Origin of the sequence: Thermoanaerobacterium butyriciformans, assembly GCF_017874545.1 — a bacterium.
Lineage (GTDB): Bacteria > Bacillota > Thermoanaerobacteria > Thermoanaerobacterales > Thermoanaerobacteraceae > Thermoanaerobacterium > Thermoanaerobacterium butyriciformans.
The window spans coordinates 40,104-61,315 of the sequence record NZ_JAGGLT010000017.1; the positions used below are offsets into that span (position 1 = coordinate 40,104).

Annotated in this window: 17 protein-coding genes; 15 read left to right on the plus strand and 2 right to left on the minus strand. The window is 34.6% G+C overall.

Translation table 11 applies throughout. The features are described from left to right. Genes J2Z80_RS08435 through hypE form a run of 3 tightly spaced genes read left to right on the plus strand, consistent with a single transcriptional unit; the run spans position 1 to position 2,320 of the window. Positions 1–240 (plus strand): HypC/HybG/HupF family hydrogenase formation chaperone, encoded by a 240-nt coding sequence (locus J2Z80_RS08435; RefSeq protein WP_085112501.1) that lies wholly within the window; start codon positions 1–3, stop codon positions 238–240. A gap of 18 nt (positions 241–258) precedes the next feature. Beyond that, positions 259–1,311: a hydrogenase formation protein HypD gene (gene hypD / locus J2Z80_RS08440; RefSeq protein WP_209453988.1), complete on the plus strand. Its 1,053-nt coding sequence runs from the start codon at positions 259–261 to the stop codon at positions 1,309–1,311. Between the two features lie 19 nt (positions 1,312–1,330). Next, entirely contained in the window at positions 1,331–2,320 is a 990-nt protein-coding gene (gene hypE, locus J2Z80_RS08445; protein WP_209453989.1) for a hydrogenase expression/formation protein HypE, read from the plus strand. Between the two features lie 26 nt (positions 2,321–2,346). Here the strand turns inward: hypE and J2Z80_RS08450 are convergent, their stop codons facing one another. Further along, a complete protein-coding gene (locus tag J2Z80_RS08450; RefSeq protein WP_209453990.1) occupies positions 2,347–2,757 on the minus strand; it encodes a cell wall hydrolase in 411 nt (136 codons plus the stop codon). Between the two features lie 125 nt (positions 2,758–2,882). Between J2Z80_RS08450 and J2Z80_RS08455 the strand changes: the two genes are divergently transcribed. Continuing rightward, positions 2,883–3,368, plus strand: coding sequence for a GNAT family N-acetyltransferase (locus J2Z80_RS08455; RefSeq protein ID WP_013296698.1), 486 nt, complete (start codon positions 2,883–2,885; stop codon positions 3,366–3,368). Positions 3,369–3,413: 45 nt separating this feature from the next. Next, a complete protein-coding gene (locus tag J2Z80_RS08460) occupies positions 3,414–4,958 on the plus strand; it encodes a DEAD/DEAH box helicase (protein WP_209453991.1) in 1,545 nt (514 codons plus the stop codon). Positions 4,959–4,994: 36 nt separating this feature from the next. Here the strand turns inward: J2Z80_RS08460 and J2Z80_RS08465 are convergent, their stop codons facing one another. Continuing rightward, positions 4,995–6,038, minus strand: coding sequence for an NAD(P)H-dependent flavin oxidoreductase (locus J2Z80_RS08465; RefSeq protein WP_245301221.1), 1,044 nt, complete (start codon positions 6,036–6,038; stop codon positions 4,995–4,997). 629 nt (positions 6,039–6,667) lie between these two features. On the opposite strand from J2Z80_RS08465, the gene J2Z80_RS08470 reads away from it, so the two are divergent. The 10 genes from J2Z80_RS08470 (at position 6,668) to J2Z80_RS08515 (ending at position 21,203) form a co-directional block, all read left to right on the plus strand. Further along, a complete protein-coding gene (locus tag J2Z80_RS08470) occupies positions 6,668–10,900 on the plus strand; it encodes a glycosyl hydrolase (RefSeq protein ID WP_245301222.1) in 4,233 nt (1,410 codons plus the stop codon). A gap of 611 nt (positions 10,901–11,511) precedes the next feature. Beyond that, entirely contained in the window at positions 11,512–12,819 is a 1,308-nt protein-coding gene (locus J2Z80_RS08475) for an ABC transporter substrate-binding protein (RefSeq protein WP_209453993.1), read from the plus strand. 170 nt (positions 12,820–12,989) lie between these two features. After that, positions 12,990–13,898, plus strand: a complete 909-nt coding sequence (locus J2Z80_RS08480; protein WP_209453994.1) for a carbohydrate ABC transporter permease — start codon at positions 12,990–12,992, stop codon at positions 13,896–13,898. A 3-nt stretch (positions 13,899–13,901) separates the two neighbouring features. Continuing rightward, a complete protein-coding gene (locus J2Z80_RS08485; protein WP_209453995.1) occupies positions 13,902–14,750 on the plus strand; it encodes a carbohydrate ABC transporter permease in 849 nt (282 codons plus the stop codon). Between the two features lie 20 nt (positions 14,751–14,770). Then, on the plus strand, positions 14,771–15,787 hold the full coding sequence (locus J2Z80_RS08490; RefSeq protein ID WP_209453996.1) for a glycoside hydrolase family 130 protein: 1,017 nt from the start codon (positions 14,771–14,773) through the stop codon (positions 15,785–15,787). An 11-nt stretch (positions 15,788–15,798) separates the two neighbouring features. Further along, entirely contained in the window at positions 15,799–16,773 is a 975-nt protein-coding gene (locus J2Z80_RS08495; protein WP_209453997.1) for an acetylxylan esterase, read from the plus strand. 120 nt (positions 16,774–16,893) lie between these two features. After that, positions 16,894–19,083, plus strand: a complete 2,190-nt coding sequence (locus J2Z80_RS08500; RefSeq protein WP_209453998.1) for an alpha-galactosidase — start codon at positions 16,894–16,896, stop codon at positions 19,081–19,083. Positions 19,084–19,259: 176 nt separating this feature from the next. Continuing rightward, the gene (locus J2Z80_RS08505) at positions 19,260–19,628 is read left to right on the plus strand and encodes a GntR family transcriptional regulator (protein WP_209453999.1); all 369 of its coding nucleotides are present in this window, start codon (positions 19,260–19,262) and stop codon (positions 19,626–19,628) included. A gap of 62 nt (positions 19,629–19,690) precedes the next feature. Further along, positions 19,691–20,557, plus strand: a complete 867-nt coding sequence (pmtA, locus tag J2Z80_RS08510) for a phenol-soluble modulin export ABC transporter ATP-binding protein PmtA (protein ID WP_209454000.1) — start codon at positions 19,691–19,693, stop codon at positions 20,555–20,557. Continuing rightward, on the plus strand, positions 20,550–21,203 hold the full coding sequence (locus tag J2Z80_RS08515) for an ABC-2 transporter permease (RefSeq protein WP_209454001.1): 654 nt from the start codon (positions 20,550–20,552) through the stop codon (positions 21,201–21,203). The genes pmtA and J2Z80_RS08515 overlap by 8 nt, the downstream gene beginning before the upstream one ends. Positions 21,204–21,212 lie beyond the last annotated feature (9 nt).

Genomic DNA, 21,212 nt, shown 5'->3' on the forward strand with positions numbered 1-21,212 from the left:
ATGTGTATTGCTGTCGCACAAAAGGTAGTAAAAATCGATGGAGATGTGGCAGAGACTGAATTAAACGGACTAAAAAGAAGGGTGTCCATATCAATGGTACCTGATGTCAAGATTGGAGATTACGTGATGGTTCACGCAGGTGTAGCCATAAGCATTGTAGACAAAGAGACGGCTGAAGAAGATCTAAGGCTTTGGGAAGAAATGGAGGAAGCTTTGAGAGAAAGCTTCAAACAAAAATAAGAAAGGAAAGGTATTTCTATGCAAGGCATCATAAATACAGCCAAAGAGCTTATAGATAGGTATAATACTGGAGAATCTATTAAAATAATGGAAGTCTGCGGTTCTCACACTATGGCTATATCGAAATACGGATTAAGGCAGATATTGCCGCCAAATATAAAGCTCATATCGGGGCCAGGATGTCCTGTCTGTGTGACGGCACAAAATGAGATTGATGCATCAATATCTTTGGCAAGTCAAGGAGTGACTATTGCCACATTTGGAGATTTGGTAAGAGTGCCTGGAAACAATTCTTCGCTGCAAGAGGAAAGGGCGAAAGGCAGAGATGTGAGGGTGTTTTATTCACCACTTGATGCACTGGATTATGCTATGGCAAACCCAAGTAAAGAGGTAGTTTTTATTGGGATAGGCTTTGAGACGACAATCCCGTCTGTCGCCATGACTATAAAAGAAGCGTACACAAAAAAAATAAAGAATTACAGTGTGTATTGTCTTCATAAGACAATGCCAAAGGCATTGGAGGCACTTGTTGTAAATGGTTCAGACATTCAGGGATTTCTACTTCCAGGCCATGTAAGTGCCATAACAGGAAGCACTATATATAATTTTTTGGTTGATAGATACAATATTGGCGGTGTCGTATCTGGATTTGAAGCAACAGACATATTGATGAGCGTCGTAATGATTTTAAAAAACTTAAAAGATCCTAAGATAGAAATTCAGTATAAAAGGGTCGTAAAAGATGAAGGAAATACTGAAGCGCAGAGATTGATGGATGAAGTCTTTGAAGAAAGCGATGCTGAGTGGAGAGGTCTTGGCATGATAGAAGAATCAGGGCTTAGGATACGTGATAAGTACAGCGAATACGATGCAGAGAAAAAATTTAAGATTAAAAAGCCCAATAGCAACACAGAGATAAAAGGCTGTCGATGCGGTGATGTGCTGAAAGGGATTATAACGCCAAAGCAATGTCCGCTATTTGGCAAAGCTTGTACACCTTTAAATCCTGTTGGTCCCTGCATGGTTTCATCAGAAGGATCATGTGCGGCGTACTACAAATATGGCGAGTAAAATCGAGGAGGAACGGTATATGGATAAGGTATTGATGTCACACGGTGGCGGCGGTTCGATGATGCAAAGCTTCATAAGCGAAATATTCATAGAAAAGTTCAATAACGAATATCTAAATCAGATGGAAGATGCAGCATTGCTGCCAGGCAAGACCGTTTTTACTACAGACAGCTTTGTAGTAAAGCCTGTTTTCTTTCCAGGTGGTGACATTGGAAGGTTGGCAATATGCGGTACTGTAAATGATATTTCCATGCGTGGTGCAAAGCCTCTTTTCTTAAGTGCATCATTTATAATTGAAGAGGGATTTCCGGTTGATGACATTAAAAAGATAGTCGACTCTATGGTAGATGCGGCTAATGAAGCTGGTGTACAAATTGTGACAGGTGATACAAAGGTTGTAGAGAAACACAGCGCAGATGGCATTTTTATAAACACTGCAGGGATAGGCATTTTGCATGATGAAGCTTCCGTATCTATTAAAAATGGAAAGCCTGGAGATGTAGTGATAGTTTCAGGTACTATAGGCGATCATGGCATGGCAGTGATGGGTGCCAGGGAAGGGCTTGATTTTGACCCTCCTCTTCTTTCTGATGTGTCACCTTTAAATAAAATGGTGGAGAAGCTTATGGCTCTTAGAGATGCTGTGAAAATCTTAAGAGATCCTACAAGAGGCGGTGTCGCAGAAGTTCTGTACGAGATAGCTGGCATGAGCAATGTGGGAATTAAAATATATGAAGATAAACTACCTGTAAAAGAAAATGTAAAATCTGCTTGTAGTATGTTAGGCATCGATTATCTGCACCTTGCCAATGAAGGGAAACTCGTATGTGTAGTTGATAAAGATTTTGCTTATAAGGCATTGGAAATAATGAAAGATGATAAATACGGTAAAGATGCTGCTATTATAGGCGAAATCGATGATTCTGGTCTTGTGACGATAGAAACAATCTATGGCACAAATAGAATCGTGGATAGGCCAATTGGCGAGCTTCTCCCCAGAATATGCTGAAGAAAGCAGGGCATTGCCCTGCTTTCTTATGCTATAAAATTATGTTTTCCTATAGTAGCGTTTACTTTTTTTGATTTAATCCAATCGTTTGTCGCTGTATACATATTGTAAAAGTACAGAGAACTGTCTGTCGGGTCTTCTCCTTCCAATGCTTTTAAAGCTGAAATCATACATTCTTCGTCTATATTTTCTATATTGAATATGCGGTTATTTGTTACGCTTTCAAATTGTCCAGGCTCAAATATGACTTCAGATATGGTATTAGGGAAATTTGGATTTTGTACTCTGTTTACGACGACGGCTCCTATGGCAACTTTTCCAATCATTGGTTCGCTTTCGCCTTCTGCCTGAATTAATTTTGCTAAAAGCAAAACATCATTGTAATCAGCATTTACTATGAATGAGTGTTTTTTTATATCAATCGATTTCTTATTCATATAATACATCTCCATGAGAATTTTTAAAAATTATTTTGATTATATATATGCAATTTCAGCATTATATGTTAAAGTATTTATATCGGATTCTTTTAAAGCCAATTTGATTGAAAGGAACGGTCTTTATGATCATTCGAAAAGCTAATATAGATGATATTGAAAGGATAAATGGCATATACAATCAAGCAGTGTTAAATACGACAGCAACAATTGATACTGAACCAAGGCCATTAGAGTATCATAAAAAGTGGTTTGAGGCCCACAATGACAGATATGCTGTTTTTGTGGCAATAGAAGACGACATTGTTGTAGGCTGGGCGTCATTATCCATTTGGTCTGAAAAATGCGGCTATAGAGCTGTGGCGGAAGACTCGATTTACGTTGATGAGTCGTACAAGGGACGTGGCATTGGGGATAAATTAATCAAGAAGATTATAGAACACGCAAAGGAAAATGAATTTCACACTATAATAGCCAGAATATCTGAAGGCAACGATGTAAGCATTCACTTGCACGAAAAGTACGGCTTCAAAATTGTTGGCACATTAAAAGAATTAGGTTACAAGTTTAATAGATACCTGGATATTCACATATTGCAGTTGATTCTGTAAAAAATAAATACTAGGTAAATAAAAAATATAAGGAGACAAATATTAATGGGATTTAAGGAACTACGTTTAAATGAAAAGATTTTAAATGCCATCGACGATATGGGATTTGAGGAGCCGTCTAAAATACAGTCTGAAGTAATTCCTGTGTTGTTGCAGGGTTCAGATGTAATTGGACAGGCAGAGACAGGTACTGGCAAGACACTTGCATATGGTGCGCCTGTTATAAACAATTTTGATGGTGGCAATGGAAATGTATTTTGTATTATTTTGACGCCAACAAGGGAACTTGCGATACAAGTTAATGATGAATTAGCCCGCATTGGGAAGTACTCTAAAGTGAAATTACTTCCAGTATATGGTGGTGTACCGATAGATAGGCAGATTAAGACAATAAAAAGAGGTGTAGATATAATAATTGGTACACCAGGCAGAGTTCTCGACCTTATTAAGAGAGACATATTGAGATTGAATGATGTGAAGTACCTTGTTTTAGATGAAGCAGATGAAATGCTTGATATGGGGTTTATAGATGATATTGAAGAAATTATAAGGCATACTAATAGCAATAGGCAGACCATGATGTTTTCTGCTACGATGCCTGATGAGATAAAGAGGCTTGCAAAGAAATACATGAAAAGCGATGCGAAATTCATTTCTATTGTAAAAAAGACTATGACTGTTTCGACAGTCCAGCATTTTTACTACGAGATAAAAAATCAAGATAGGTTTGAATCCCTTTGCAGGATATTAGACGTTGAAGAACCATCAAGTTCTATTATCTTTTGCAAAACAAAAAAAGAAGTAGATGAGCTTACACAGGGCATGCAATCAAGAGGATACAACGTAGAAGGAATGCATGGTGATATGAGTCAAAATCAAAGAATTAATACTTTGAGGAAGTTTAAAGAAGGCAACCTTGATTTCTTGGTTGCTACAGATGTAGCAGCGAGAGGTATAGATATTGAGAATGTGACACACGTCATAAATTATGATTTGCCACAGGATGTAGAATCGTACGTTCACAGAATTGGCAGGACAGGTAGAGCCAATAGAAGCGGTGTCGCTTATACATTAGTAACATCAAGGGAGTATCCAGCATTAAAGCGAATAGAAAGAGAGACAAAATGCAAAATAAGAAGAAAAGAATTGCCTACAATTGATGATATTTTTCAAGTTAAATACAATAAAATGATTAAAGATATAAAAAGGGTTTTAGAAAATGATGGCTACAAGAGATTTGTGCCGCTTGCAATGGAACTTGATGAAGAGTACAACCTTGTAGATGTTGCAGCAGCTTTAATGGATATGTACTATGGGAAAGAATTATATTATAATGACGACGAACCTAAATACGTAAGGCTGTTCATTAATTTAGGGCGGAAAGATAAACTAAATCGGAGGACACTTCTGAAATTATTAATGGACATAGGTGATATTTCTAAAGAAGACATTGGCACTATAGATATATTTGATAAATTTACTTTTATAGATGCCAGTAGAAATGCTGCAAAAAATATAATAAATAATTCTTTTGATAAAATTATCGATGGGAAAAGAATAAAAATCGAACTTTCAAAGCCTAGAAAATAATTTAAAAGACTGCCAATACGGCAGTCTTTTAAATAGTTACATGTTTAAATAAAGCGCTTTATTATACTCATCCATAAGAATACTAATTAATTCTTTAACAGATATTATTTTATCCGCTCTATAAGCATTAGCTCCAGCAAATGCAAATCCATTTACCAAGAGTCCCCTTTGAGCATTTATAAGTGCTTGCGATATACAGTAAGAGCTTTTTTTATAGTCACACGTTTTAATACAATGATACAAACACTTATATGGTTTTCTTTCACCCAATTTTACATCATTAAGAAACTTATTAATGATTGCCCTGCCTGGCATACCGACAGGACTCTCTATTATAGTTATATCTTCTTTTTTGCAGTTGAGATATGATTTTTTAAACTCATCTGATGCATCACATTCATCAGTTGTGACAAAACGCGTGGCCATTTGTACACCAGCGGCACCCATTTTTAGATATTTTAATATATCATTCCCTGTATATATTCCACCAGCAGCAATAACGGGTATTTGCTTTCCTGAAATCTCTTCATATTGTCTTGTTTCTTCCAACACGTCTTTAACTATTTTATCTAGAGAATAATCAGGATTTGATATCTGCTCACTTGAATATCCTAAGTGACCACCAGCCATTGGACCTTCAACAACAACAGCATCCGGCAAATATTCGTATTTTTGCAGCCATCTTTTTGCTATAAGATTAAATGCCCTTCCCGATGAAACAATAGGTACTAACTTAGTCTTAGATGAGTTATTTAAAAACTTAGGAAGATTTAGCGGAAGTCCTGCGCCGGAAAAGATTATATCAATGCCCTCATCTATTGATGTTTTAACCATGTCAGCAAAATTTGACAGTGCCACCATTATATTAACGCCAATTATACCTTTAGTTTTCTCTCTTGCTTTTTTAATTTCCTTTCTAAGTGCCCTTATATTTGCTTCAACGTAATTTGTAGCAAAATCTTTTTCTAGCATGCCAATACCTGCTGCAGATATTACACCAATGCCACCTTCATTTGCGACGGCAGAAGCGAGATTGCTTAATGATACTCCTACACCCATGCCACCTTGGATTATTGGCAATTTTGCTACTAAATCGCCGATTTTTAAACTTTTAATATTGATATCTATCGTAAATTCCTCCTTAAATAGTTCTATAAAGCTACTCTAACATTATTTTGATTGGGAGTCAAGGAGGAAAATTTCTTTATAAAGATTGCTAATATTTTGTAGCAGGAATCACACAAAATATGTTCGGATTATCAATCATTTTTAATAATATTTTACAACAAAAATAACCTTATTTAATCCGCGAATAACGGAAATTAAAACAATACATACATACAGTACCCGTAAATTGATGTAAATAAATGAAAATCATATAATATTATTGACAATTATACATAAATATTCTATACTAAAATATAAGTTAAGAAATAGATTTAATATAATTTATTAAGTTAAAAATAACCGTAAGTAACTTTTTTGTATCTTTATAAATGTGAATTTACTAAAAATATTGATATATCAAATTCAATTTTAAAATTCCAAAACTCCGTTTAGATTATCTACTTGTTAATACACATAAATACAGCATAGGAAGGAGTGATAAATGAGGATTTTATTTTAAGTTTAAAACATAGAAAGGAGGAAAGAAAAGCTTTTATTTATTGTTTTAATAAAAAACTATTTGTCGTTTGGAGGGATTTATGATGAGTATTATTCGCAAGTTTATCGCTGCAATTTTATCTGTTTTATTAATAGTTTCTGCTATTCCCTATAATTTCTTTACAACTTCATATGCTGCTACTTCGGAGTCTGTAGTATCAAATTCAAATAGTTTTGCGTTCAGTGACATAGGAGATAATTGGGCAAAGAATGATATAGAAAATTTAAAAAACTATGGAATAATAAATGGATATTCCGATGGGACATTTAAGCCTCAAAAAGAAATTACTCGTGCAGAAGTCGTATCAATTTTAAATCGCATTTTTGGTTTTTCAACTAAGTCACAACATCAATTTTCTGATGTTAAACCAGGTGCATGGTATGCAGACCAATTGCTTATAGCAAGATATGCCGGATACTACTCTGGATTTCCTGATAATATTTCAAAAGCTGATGCCAATATAACACGTGAAGATGCAATTACGCTATTGGCAGATGTTTTTAATATGAACGGCCAAGGAGATTTATCGAGTATTAATAAATTTAAAGATGCTTCACAAATTAGCGATTATGCAAAAGACGCTGTAAATGCTCTTAGTGGAATAATATCAGGATATGAGGATGGTACATTTAAACCTAAGAAGACTATTACGCGTGCAGAGTTTTGTGCGCTACTTGACAGTTTAATAACTGGTTATTACAATACAACTGGCAATTATGAAGGTAAAACTTTTAATGGGAATGTTATAATCAACCATGACGGTGTAACACTGAAAAATACTGTAATAGAAGGGAATTTATATCTTGCATCAGGTATAGGAAATGGAGAAGCAACTATTGATAATGTAACTGTTGATGGAGCAGTTTATATATCTGGCGGTGGAGAGAATTCAATTTATATTAATAATTGCAACATTAGTAAAATTGTTGTTAATCGTTTAGATGGAAAAGTTCATGTGGTTTTGAGTGGGGCTAACAAGGTTGAAAATGTTGCAGTTAACAGTGAATCATTAATTGATTTAAATGACAAAGCTGATATTGGTACAATTGAAATAAACACCTATGTTGCACTTAATATTGGTAGAGAAGCGAGTGTTTCCGAGATAAATGTTAATAGTGGTGCAAATGGAACTATTATAAATGGCTATGGCACAATAAAAAAAGCAAATATTGAAGCAGAAAATGTTTCTTTGAATGGGAAAATTCTAGAGAAGGGATTGTTGAATCTCAGTTCTGAAAATGATAATAATAGCCAAAATAATAGTAATAATGGTTCTACAATAAAAAAGATTAATTTAGTAGATCCTAATGCAACTGCAGAGACAAAAGAACTTTTTGTTTATTTGAATGATATACGTGGAAAAGAGGTATTGTTTGGCCATCAACATGATATTGATGAAGGTATAACGATAACTTCCGGTTCTGATGAGTTACAGTCAGACGTAAAAAATGATGTTGGTGATTTTCCAGCTGTTTTTGGATGGGATACCTTAAGCTTAGAGGGAAAAGAAAAACCAGGTGTTCCGAATGATCCTGTAAAAAGTCGTGAAAATTTAATAGCATCTGTTAAGAAAATTCATGAGATGGGTGGAATTTTCACTCTAAGTGCTCATATGCCTAATTTTGTTACAGGTGGTAGTTTTAATGATGTTTCTGGTGATGTTGTAGAGAAGATACTCCCTGGTGGGGAATACAACAGCAAATTTAATGAATTTTTAGATAACATAGCTCTTTTTGCAAATAATCTCAAAGATGATAATGGGAACTTGATACCAATTTTGTTTAGACCATTCCATGAGCAAAATGGTGGTTGGTTCTGGTGGGGAGCAAAGACGACGACGCCAAGCCAATATATTGAACTGTACAGATATACAGTAGAATATTTGAGAGATAAAAAAGGAGTTCATAACATATTGTATGTTTATTCACCTAATGGTCCTTTTAATGGCAGCGAAGAAAATTATTTAGCAACTTATCCCGGTGATAATTACGTAGATGTTCTTGGCATGGACCAGTATGACAACATTGACAATCCAGGAACAGCACAATTTTTAAGCGGTCTAGTTAATGATTTATCTATGATCTCAAAGTTGGCTGATAGCAAAGGAAAGATAGCTACTTTATCTGAATTTGGCTATAGCCCCCAAGGGATGAAAGTGACAGGAAATGGTGATCTTAGCTGGTTTACTGACGTTTTAGATGCCATTAAATCTAACAGCAATGCAAGGCGTATTGCATATATGCTGACATGGGCTAATTTTGGCACAAATGGTAATCTATTTGTTCCTTATAAAAACGCACAAAATTTAGGAGATCATGAATTGTTGCCAGACTTTATAAAATTTTATCAAGATCCTTATACTGCATTTCTTAATGATATAAAAGGGGTAAATTTAACTACAGATATTGTTGTTAATCCAGGCAAGCCATTTATGCATATTGTTACGCCAACAGATAATTCAGAAATAACAACTAATACAACAAGGATTAGAGTGCGAATATTGAATGACACGCCAACAAAAGTTGTATATAAAGTTAATGACTCAAATGAAGAAATACCAATGACATTAGACCAGGATGGATATTATTCTCAAGATTGGTCTCCTTCTTATCAAGACAATGGTAAAACAGCGAAGATTACAGTTATCGCATATAATGGTGATAGTATTGAATTTGAACAGTCCGTTAATGTTTTTGTAAAAGTTCCTGAGATATTGGTCAAAGATTATACTTTTGATACAAATATAGAAGGCATTCAAAATAATGGTACTTATCCTGAATCTATGAGTTTGAATATAGGACATGCAGTATTAGCTGGTGATGGAAAACTCGAAATGACTATCAGTGGGATGACTTATGCAGATACATGGCAGGAATTGAAATTGCAATTGATTAATATAGATGATGTATTACCATATGTGAATCGTGTTAAATTTGATGTCTTGATTCCAGCAACATCAGCAAGTGCTAATCCTGATGCTACTGTGCGTGGGATTGCAATGTTGCCAGACGATTGGGATACGAAATACGGTATGACTACTACGGAGAAAAAAATTGCTGATTTGAGTACAGAAAGTATTGATGGTATACAATATGCTTATTTCCCAGTTACAATTGATTTAGACAGTTCAAAGGTATCATCAGCTAAAGGACTTGCTATATCAGTAGTAGGAAATGGCTTGAATTTTGATGGTACAGGAGAAATATATGTTGACAATATTCAACTAATAAATGCATTTGCAGAAGCGCCTAGCGATCCATCTCTTGTTGATGATTTTGAGTCGTACATGGGAAATGACGCTGCATTGCAGTCTAAGTGGGTTAAAGCATCAGGAGATGATATTTCAGTTTCTTTAACTACTGACAATGCAGTAGATGGTAACTATGCTATGAAAGTCGATTATAATTTAGGTGCTTCTGGATATGCAGGAGTAACAAAGACTTTAGGTGGCGCTGACTGGTCGGGATATAATAAATTGAAGTTTTATCTAGTGCCAGATGGAAGCAATCAGAAATTAGTAATTCAAATAGTAGTAAATGGAATTTATTACGAGGCGTATCCGTCTCTTTCAGATAGTATACCGCGGTGGGAAGAGATTGGGTTTAATAGTTTTACGGTTGCACCATGGGATACACAAGATCAGGGAAAAGTTATAACAAAAGAAGATCTTAAAAATGTTCAAGAGTTTTCTATATATGTTAATGATGATGGAGGTTCAGAAATTGGTACGCTTTACTTTGATGGCATACGAGCTATAAATGATGGTACCGGCGGCGTACCTAATGGTGGTTCTGGATCTAACAGTACTCCTGCTCAGCCTGGTGTGTTGTATGATTTTGAAAATGGGACAGATGGCTGGACTGTTGATCAAAATAATGCAAATGCGACAGCAACAAGTATAACAACTGATTTTGCAAGTAGTGGCACACATTCACTTACATCTAATTTTGATTTAAGCAAGACAGATGGTTTTGAAATTGATAAGGTACAGGCAATTGATTTGTCTGCAGTTAAAAAGATAAGTATCGATGTTAAATTATCAAATGGTACTGCGACTGCAACGCTTTATATAAAAACGGGTTCAACTTGGGCATGGTATGATAGTGGTTGGAAGGCAATAAATAACGAGGGATTTACAACATTATCAATCGATTTAGATCCATCAAAGATAAATAACCTTGACAATGTGCAGTCAATAGGCGTGAAGATTGTACCTGACAGCGGGCAAACTGGAAACAGCAATGTTTATTTAGATAATGTTGTATTATCAAATTAAAAGCTTATGAACTAAAAGGAGGGTTACGCGACTAATCCTCCTTTATTTGCAATTATTCAAACGTTACTTCTATAAAAATCACAATACAATAGACATAAAAATGGATTATAAAATAAAATTTGTAACTATAAATAAAATCAAAATAACGGTTAAATAATTTTAACAGCTAATTGTATACGTTAAAAATTAAGAATACATGTAAATAAATGAAAATAATAATTATGTATTGACATTTTGCTATAGTTATTTTATACTTTAATTAAGGTTAAAAATTAAGTTTAAATTGTATTTAGTATTGTGATTATTAAATATGAAGTAACTTTACGTATTTCGAAAAATAATGATAATAGTGTAAAGTTATTATTAAATAAATAATTTAATTAAATAATATTGTTATTTATTAAGTTTATATTAGAATGTAACTTTGAGATATTGGAAAAACAAGTATATTTGATGTTTTTTAGTTATGTATTATTTAAAAATTTGTATAAAAGGTATATAAGCCTTTTTATAAAATTTTGTTAAAAGGGGGGATTGAGAAAATATTTTATGTAAACATTTGATTATGTTCAAATCCAATCTAAAAATAAAATTTTGTGGGAGGAACGGCTATGAAAGCAAAAAAAGTGTTGTCGCTGCTACTGGCTACTGCGGTAATATCTACTTCACTGGCGGGATGTGGCAATTCAAGCAATAACAGCAATAGCAACACCAATAAAACAAGCAGTTCAAGTAATGAGTTAAAAGGGACTATTACTGTATTGACACACAGGACTGATATGACAGATACATTTAACAAATATGCTGATGAGTTCGAAAAATTGCATCCTGGTACTACAATAAAGTTTGAGAATCTAAATGATTATCAAAATGCAATTTCTACAAGAATGTCCACAGGTAATTATGGCGATGTTTTGATGATACCTGCTAATATAACTAAGGATAAATATAAAGACTTTTTTGCACCTCTTGGGTCAAAAGATGAGCTGTCAAAAACTTATAATTATCTTGATAATTTTGATGTAGATGGTACAATTTATGGCATTCCTACAGGTGCCAATGCGACAGGCTTTGTATACAATGCAAAGGTTTTAAAAGATGCTGGTGTAACAAGCCTTCCAACAACACCTGATGAATACATCAACATGCTAAAGGCAATAAAAGAAAAGACAGATGCTATCCCATATTATACAAATTATACATCAGAATGGGCTTTGACAAATTTCTCAAATGCGTTGCAGATCGGTATATCTGGTGATCCGGATTATATGAATAAAATGATTTATAATCCAAATGAATTTACAAAAGGTACTGCAACGTATACTTCATTAGACCTTCTCTATGAAGCTGTAAAGAATAAATTAGTAGAACAAGATCCTATGACATCTGATTGGGAATGGTCTAAACAGGCTATGGCTGATGGCAAGATTGCCGTTATGTGCTTAGGCAGTTGGGCAATAGGACAGATTCAAGCAAAATCAAAGACACCTGAAGATATAAAGTTTATGCCTGTTCCAGTTCGCCATGATGGTAAAGCAATAGTTCAAGTAGGACCTGATTATGGTATGGGTGTAAATATTCATAGTAAAAATATACCATTGGCGAAAGAATTTTTGAAATTCTTTATAACGAAATACCCGCAAGATTCTAATATGTTCTCACCTATTGTAGGTGCAAAACTGCCTGACTATTTAAATGGTGCGACAGATATTGAATTGGTGGAAGCAAAACCTGGCACAACAAAACAAGCACAGGACTTAGATACAGTTCAGAAAACTTCTTTGATTAATTTAAACGATGGCAAGTGGATAAAGAAAATCATAGAGATTGGATTAGGTGTAAGTAATGAGACATTTGATCAATATATGTCAGAACTAAATTCAAAATGGGCACAAGGTGTTAATGCTGTTAAAAAGTAATTAAAATTAAAGCAATTGAAGAGTTGGTTTAGATGTTATGCTTCATGTATATTTAAGTACATGAAAGTACATGAAGCATAATCTAAACCAAATTATTATAATAAAGTAAAAATTAATATTGTTATATCGCAAATATTTATATTAATCTTAAAGATTGAGAGGATGATTATATGGAAGCCAGCGTAAAAAGGAAGAAGTTTAGCATATCTTCTCTAACGTATAAACAACAGAAAATCCTTATTTCTATTACGTTTTTATTTGTACCTGTATTGTTGCTTATATTATTTACTTATGTTCCATCAATATTTATGTTTGGGTACAGCTTTACTGATTGGGATGGTATTAGCCCTACGAAAAATTTTATTGGGTTAAGTAATTATAAATTAATATTTAGCAGTCCAGATTATTTTAGACCATTTATTGTCAGCTTGTATTATATTGTAGCTGCTTTTATACAGATTGCCTTAGCAGTGTGCATTTCGTATCTAATTAGTTTTAGATGCAGATTTGCAAATTTATTTAAAGGAGTTTATTTCTTTCCTTCGTTGATCAATAGTGTTGCAATAAGTTTTATCTTCATATTCTTCTTTCGACCAGGCTCAACACTGGATACAATTTTAAAATTATTGGGACTTGGAAAATATATACAGTTGTGGCTTCAAAATCCTCATCTTATAAATGTGTCATTAGCATTTGTTTCGGTATGGCGATATATAGGATATGATATTGTAATGTTTTCGGCTGCTATGCAGTCGATTCCTACAGACATAATTGAAGCTGCAGAGGTTGATGGTGCTAATAGATTTCAACAATTTATCCACATTATAATACCTGGGATATCAACGATATTAAAATTGCTAGTATTTCTTTCGATAACCGGTTCATTGGCTGCTTTTGAGATTCCGTATATAATGACAGGCGGAGGAAACGGCAGTATGACATTTGTAATTCAAACAGTTAATTTTGCATTCCAAAACTACAGAGTTGGATTAGCATCTGCCTTAGCTGTTATCCTGCTTATAATCAGTATATTAGTATTTGTTATTCAGAGAATTGTTTTACAGTCGAGAGGTGCATAAAATATGGTTAGGAGAAAAATGAATTTCAAAGATATATTTTTAACTACTCTAAAATATGCTATATTGATATTGCTACTTTTTGTATTTATAGTGCCTGTATTGGTTGTTTTCTTTGCAGCATTTAAAACTAATGCCGAATATGCTTCTACAAGTGTTTTGACACTACCTTCAAATTTTTTGAACTTTAAAAATTTTGTAGCGGCATTTACTGAAGGACATATGCTTACAGGGTTTAAAAACACTGTAATAATATTAATTTTTTCATTGGCTGGTTCTGTTCTTACTGGTTCTATGTCTGCATTTGTGTTTAGTCGCTTTAAGTCTAAAATCAGTAAAGTTGCGAATTTTCTATTTCTAGTTGCTACAATGATTCCTATGATTTCTACGCAGGTTGCGACGTTTCAGATTATAAACGCTTTAGGATTATTTAATACAAGACTTGCTCCAATAATTCTATATTGCGGTACAGACATTGTATCCATATACATTTTTCTACAGTTTATGGAGAACATACCTGTATCATTAGATGAGTCTGCAATAATAGATGGTGCAAACTATTTTCAAGTATTTTTTAAAATTATTTTTCCATTAATAAGACCTGCAGTTGCAACTGTATTAATCACAAAAGGTGTGGCTATATACAACGATTTTTACATTCCATTTCTCTACACACCAGACCAAAGCCTACTTACTGTATCAACGGCGCTGTTTGCTTTTAGAGGTCCGTATGGTGCTCATTGGGAAATAATATCTGCAGGTGTAATTCTCATAATGATACCGACACTTATTATTTTTCTGGCGTTGCAAAAGCAGATCTACAATGGATTGGTTGTTGGATCTGTAAAAGAATAATTTAAAAGGAGAGATAATTTATGAGTAAGATAATAGGAAGCAGTTTAAAAAACATTCCATGGCAGGATAAACCAAAGGGATTTAATGGTCCAATATGGCGCCATAGCGAAAACCCAATAATAAATCGCAATCCAGTGAATGGAGTAGCAAGGATTTTTAACAGTGCAGTTGTTCCTTATGAAGGTGCTTTTATCGGGGTATTTCGCGGTGAAACTATAAATGGAAGGCCCCACATATATTTGGGAAGAAGTAAGGATGGACTTCACTGGGAGTTTGATGAAGAAAAAATTAAATTCTTTGATGAAGACGGAAAACCGTATCAACCGCTATATGCATACGATCCAAGGCTTGTAAAAGTAGAGGATGCTTATTACATCATATGGTGCGGTGACTTCGATGGTGCATCAATTGGGCTTGCCAGGACAACTGATTTTAAGACATTTACGAGACTTGAGAATCCATTTTTGCCATTTAATAGGAATGCAGTTTTATTTCCACGGAGAATAAATGGCAAATACGTAATGCTGTCACGTCCCAGTGACAATGGACATACTCAATTTGGAGATATTATGCTAAGCCAAAGCCCTGATTTAAAATACTGGGGAGAACACAGGCTTGTCATGCAGAAAGGCGGCAATGGATGGTGGCAATCTGTTAAAATTGGATGTGGCCCTGCACCTATTGAGTTAGACGATGGATGGCTTATTTTCTACCATGGTGTTACAGGTACATGCAACGGCTTGGTTTATTCTATGAGTGCGGCGATTTTGGATAAAGATAATCCTGCAAAAGTGTTATACAGGGCAGGAAGTTTCATGCTGACACCTGAAGAATGGTATGAGGAAAGAGGATTTGTGCCAAATGTAGTATTTCCATGCGCTGCTTTATGTGATGCTGATACAGGTAGAATAGCCATATACTACGGTGCTGCCGATTCTTATGTAGCGGTTGCTTATACGACATTAGATGAAACTTTAAACTTTATAAAAGAGCACAATGAAGTTTTGCCTCTTGATTCAACAGATGGAAAAATATAGAGGTGTAGCCGATGGATAAACTTTACGAGTGTCAAATAGAGCATTTAAAAGACTACAAAGGAATAGGAGATCCGCCAAAAGATTATGATGAATACTGGGCAAGAGCAAGAAAAGATCTCGAGAATGCATCTTTAGAATATGAGCTTGTGAAAAGTGACTTTGTTTCAAGAAGTTGCGATGCATACGATTTATACTTTACCGGTGTTGGTGGAGCGAAAATACACTGTCAATTTTTAAAGCCTAAGAGGATAGAGGGTAAGATACCTGCTGTTGTTATGTTTCATGGATATTGGAGTAACAGCGGCGAATGGAGCGGAAAACTTCCATACATTGCAGAAGGTTTTTGCGTGCTGGCAATGGATGTCAGGGGTCAAGGAGGCTTAAGCGTTGACAATGGCGTATACAAGGGAAATACGCAGAGCGGCCATATTATAAGGGGTCTAGAGAGCGACAATCCTGATGACCTTTTTTATAGAAATGTCTATTTAGATACGGCACAGTGTGTGAAAATCTTAAAGACGATGGATTTTGTGGATGAAAAAAATATTTTTGCTACAGGAGCATCCCAAGGTGGTGCGCTTACTATCGCATGTGCTTCTTTAGTAGATGATTTGAAGGGGGCTGCTGCTATTTATCCATTTTTGTGTGATTTTCGAGGAATATATCAGAACAATTTTAAAAATCCCACTTATGAAGAGATTACGTGGTATTTTAGGCAGAGGGACCCAAATCATCTAAAAGAGGATTTTTTCTTTGAGCGGCTTGCATACATCGATATAAAGAATCGGGCAAAAGATGTTAAGTGTGATGTCCTCTGGATGACAGCTTTAATGGACAACGTGTGTCCGCCATTTTCACAGATGGCAGCGTACAACAATATTACATCAAATAAAAGAATTGTGTTTTTTCCGGAGTACCAGCATGAGTACCTCCTGTATTCAGGCGACATAATTCTTAAGTTTTTCTTAGAATTATTAGAATCATAGTGAAAGTTTACATTTAAAGTAAAAGTTGTGGGAAAATTTATCAAAAGCGAATAAATATATGAAAAATATTCAAGTAAATAAGCGCTGATAAATTTTTTAAATAAGTGGAGGATTTTTATTATGCCTATACATTATTATGAGAAGTCGAAGTCATTTAAGCTTGATGCAAAAGATACAAGTTATATAATGGCTGTCGTTGATGAAGAAAAGTTTTTAGGCCATGTCTACTTCGGAGAGAGGATTCCTGATGAAGATGTGAATTACCTTTTAAGATTGGATGAACCTCCTTATGTTCCTTCAAAGAATAACAGAGACAGGATGTCGTTTTTAGACAGCTTCCCTACAGAATACCCTACAAGTGGTTTAGGGGATTTTAGAGAGCCATGTCTAAAGGTTCTGACAAAGTCAGGAGCTACTGCGTGTGGGATTTTTTACAAGTCACATAAAATATATAAAGGCAAGCCAAAATTAAATGGCTTGCCAGCGACGTTTGGCAATGAAGACGACTGTACTACGCTTGAAATAACGTGTGTTGATAATCATTTAAATCTGGAAGTTATTTTGATTTATACGGTTTTTGAAGATTTAGATGTAATAACGAGAAGTGTAAAAGTGAAAAATTGCTCTGATGAAGATATCATATTGACAAGAGTGTTGTCTGCATGTGTTGACTTTGATCGAATTGACATGGATATGGTAACATTGCATGGTTCTTGGGCCAGAGAATTTCATGTAAAGAGAAGGAAAGTTGAGCTTGGGAAACAAGCTGTTTCATCATCTAGAGGTGAGACAAGTCATCAGGCAAATCCGTTTTTAGCTTTAATGGATAGAAATGCTACTGAAGATTTTGGCGAAGTTTATGGGTTTAACCTTGTCTATTCTGGTAATTTCTTAGCACAGGTAGAAGGATGTCAGTTTGATACAACTCGCGTTGTTATGGGTATAAATCCATTTGATTTTGGATGGAAACTTGAACCTCAGGAGGAATTTGTGGCACCAGAAGTTGTGATGGTTTATTCAAACGAAGGCATTGGAAAAATGTCACGAACTTTTCACGATCTATACCGCAATCATCTTATACGAGGTGAATATAAAAATAAAAGAAGACCTGTCCTTATAAATAGCTGGGAAGCTGCATATTTTGACTTTGATACAGATAAGCTTTTAAGATTGGCAAGAGAAGCATCGAAGCTGGGAATTGAGATGCTTGTAATGGACGATGGCTGGTTTGGAAAGCGAAACAGTGATAATTGTTCTCTAGGTGATTGGGTCGTCAATGAAGAGAAGTTAAAGGGAGGGCTTAAATATCTAGTAGATGAAGTAAATAAACTTGGCATGAAATTTGGAATATGGTTTGAGCCTGAGATGGTTTCACCGGATTCTGACCTTTATAGGGCACATCCGGATTGGTGCATACACATAGATGGAAGAACAGGCACACTGTGCCGCAATCAGTATGTATTGGATTTGTCTAGAAAGGAAGTCAGAGATTACGTATATGAAAGCGTAAGCAATATTTTACGCAGTGCAAACATAGAATACGTAAAGTGGGATATGAATAGGCAGCTTAGCGATGTTGCAAACTGTGTGTTGCCACCCGATCGTCAAAGAGAGATATGGCACAGATATGTTTTAGGTGTATATGAGCTTATGGACAGGCTTACAACAGAATTTCCGCATATCCTTTTGGAAAATTGCTCGGGAGGAGGAGGGCGCTTTGACCCCGGAATGCTGTATTTCAGTCCTCAGATATGGCTTTCAGATGATACAGATGCGATTGAGAGGCTTAAAATCCAGCATGGTGCCTCATATGTATATCCTGTATCAACAATGGGTGCTCACATAAGCGACTGTCCAAACCACATTATTGGAAGAATCACTCCTTTTGAGACGAGAGGACTTGTGGCGTTGTCCGGAACTTTTGGATACGAATTAGATGTTACGAAGATATCACAGGAAGACAGAGATATGATACCAAAGCAAATAGAGATGTACAACAAGTACAATAATTTGATATACAACGGGGATTTATACCGGATAGGAAATCCATTTGAAAATATAGAGTTTGAATGCGTAGAGTATGTTTCGAAGGACAAGAATGAGGCATTGGTTGTATATATTCAAATCTTGAATAGGCCTAATTGCCACAGCAGAAGAATCCGATTAAAGGGTCTTGAGAAAGATGCTTTTTATCGCAATGAAGAGACAAATGAAGTTTTTTCAGGAAGCGCTCTTATGAACGGCGGAATCCTCATAAAAGGATTGCAAGGAGACTTTAGAGGGAAATTGTTTCACTTTGTACGCCTGTAAATAATAATTTTTGAATTTTATGCTGTAATGGAATGTATTTTATATGCATTCCTTTTTTTTATGATGTTTAACTTTATAAATACATTAGATGTGATTGACATGGATGTTAATACTGTATATAATATGTATATACAGTATTAACTATATATAGTTAAAAGAAGGAGATTTGCATGTAAATGAGTATTGTAATTTCAAATTCATCTGATGAACCAATATATGAGCAAATAAAAAGGCAGATTAAAAATTCAATCTTAAGTGGTGAACTTAAAGAAGGAGAATTGCTTCCATCAATTAGAAATCTTGCAAAAGAACTTATGATAAGTGTTATAACGACAAAGAGAGCTTATGAAGACTTGGAGAAAGAAGGCTACATTGTTACAAGGCCTGGCAAGGGGTCGTATGTAGCTGCTCAAAATAAAGAATTTATGAGGGAGATGAGGTTAAAAATTGTAGAGGAGAAACTTTCTGAAGCTGTTGAAGCGGGTAAAGCTATTGATTTAAAGCTGGAAGAAATGGAAGAGATGCTAAGACTTTTATATGAGTAAAATTTATCTTACAGATTAAGATGAATAACGTATTTCTATTATGGAGTTTTAGGAGGTATATGATGGAACCGATATTGGAGGTTAAAAATCTAAGAAAAAATTATAAAGATTTTAGCTTAAAGGATGTAAGTTTTAAACTTGATAGAGGATATATAATGGGATTTATAGGACAAAATGGCGCTGGAAAAAGCACCACTATAAAGCTTATAATGAACTTATTAAAAAGGGATGGCGGTGAAATAAAGATCTTTGGAAAAGATAATATAAAACATGAGATAGAAGTGAAAAATAAGATAGGTTTTGTGTACGACGAGTGTTATTTTTATGAAGAATTGACTGTTTTAGAGATGAAAGAAATAATTGCATCCTTTTATAAAGAATGGGATGATGATTTGTTTAATAAGTACATTAAAGAATTTGATATACCGCCCAAAAAGAAAATAAAAGATCTCTCAAAGGGAATGAAGATGAAGTTTTCTCTGTCTATTGCTCTTTCTCATAATGCCGATTTATTGATAATGGATGAGCCTACATCGGGACTTGATCCTGTTGCCCGCAGTGAAATTTTAGACATTCTTTCAGATACTATTCAGGATGAAAATAAAAGCGTGTTTTTTTCTACACATATAACATCAGACTTAGATAAGATAGCGGATTATATAGTTTTGATTGACAATGGTGAAATAATACTATCATCATCAAAAGATGAGATTTTAGACAATTATGGGCTGGTAAAAGGCAGTAAAGAGTTATTAGACGATGAGACGAAAAGGAAATTTATCGGTATAAAGGTAAACAATTTTGGCTTTGAGGGATTGGTAAATGATAAAAAGCAAATGAAAAGAATTTTCGGCGATATGGTGCTAATTGAAAAGCCAACATTGGAAGATGTAATGCTTTATCATACCAGGAGGGATTTTAATGTATAGTCTATTGTTGAAAGATATATTAGTGCAGAAGAAGCAATTTTTATACGGCATATTGTTAGCAGCGGTTTATTCATTTGCCTTCAGCAGCAATAATTTGGGTGGCGTATTGACTGTTTTTGTATTTCCATACATTTTCGTGCTTACTGCAGCTTCCTATGAAGAGAAAAATAAAGCTGAAATGATTTTAATAAGCCTTCCAATTAAACGCTCACTTTTAGTAATGGAAAGATATATATCTGTTTTTTTGTTTGCTGCATTAGGGGCTATAGAATATATTATTGTAGTAGGTGTTGCAAATTTAGTTGAATTACCTATAAAGTTTTCAACACTGACTATCGAACCAGTTTTGATTTTTGGATTAGCTGTTTATTACGGCATATACCTGCCTTTGTATTTTAAGTTCGGATACATTAAGACGAGGTGGGTAAATTTCGTCATGTTTTTCGGATTGTTTTTTGGCGTTGCAGGATTAATAAGTGCCATAAACAAGTATGGAACGAACTCTCAAGTATTAAATTCTTTAATCACGTTTTTTAAGAATCAATCAAATACAGTTGTGGCGAATGAACTGATTATAATGGCACTTCTCATTTACGCTCTTTCATATATGATTTCAGTAAAGATTTATAATTCACGTGAATTCTAAGGTTTAATT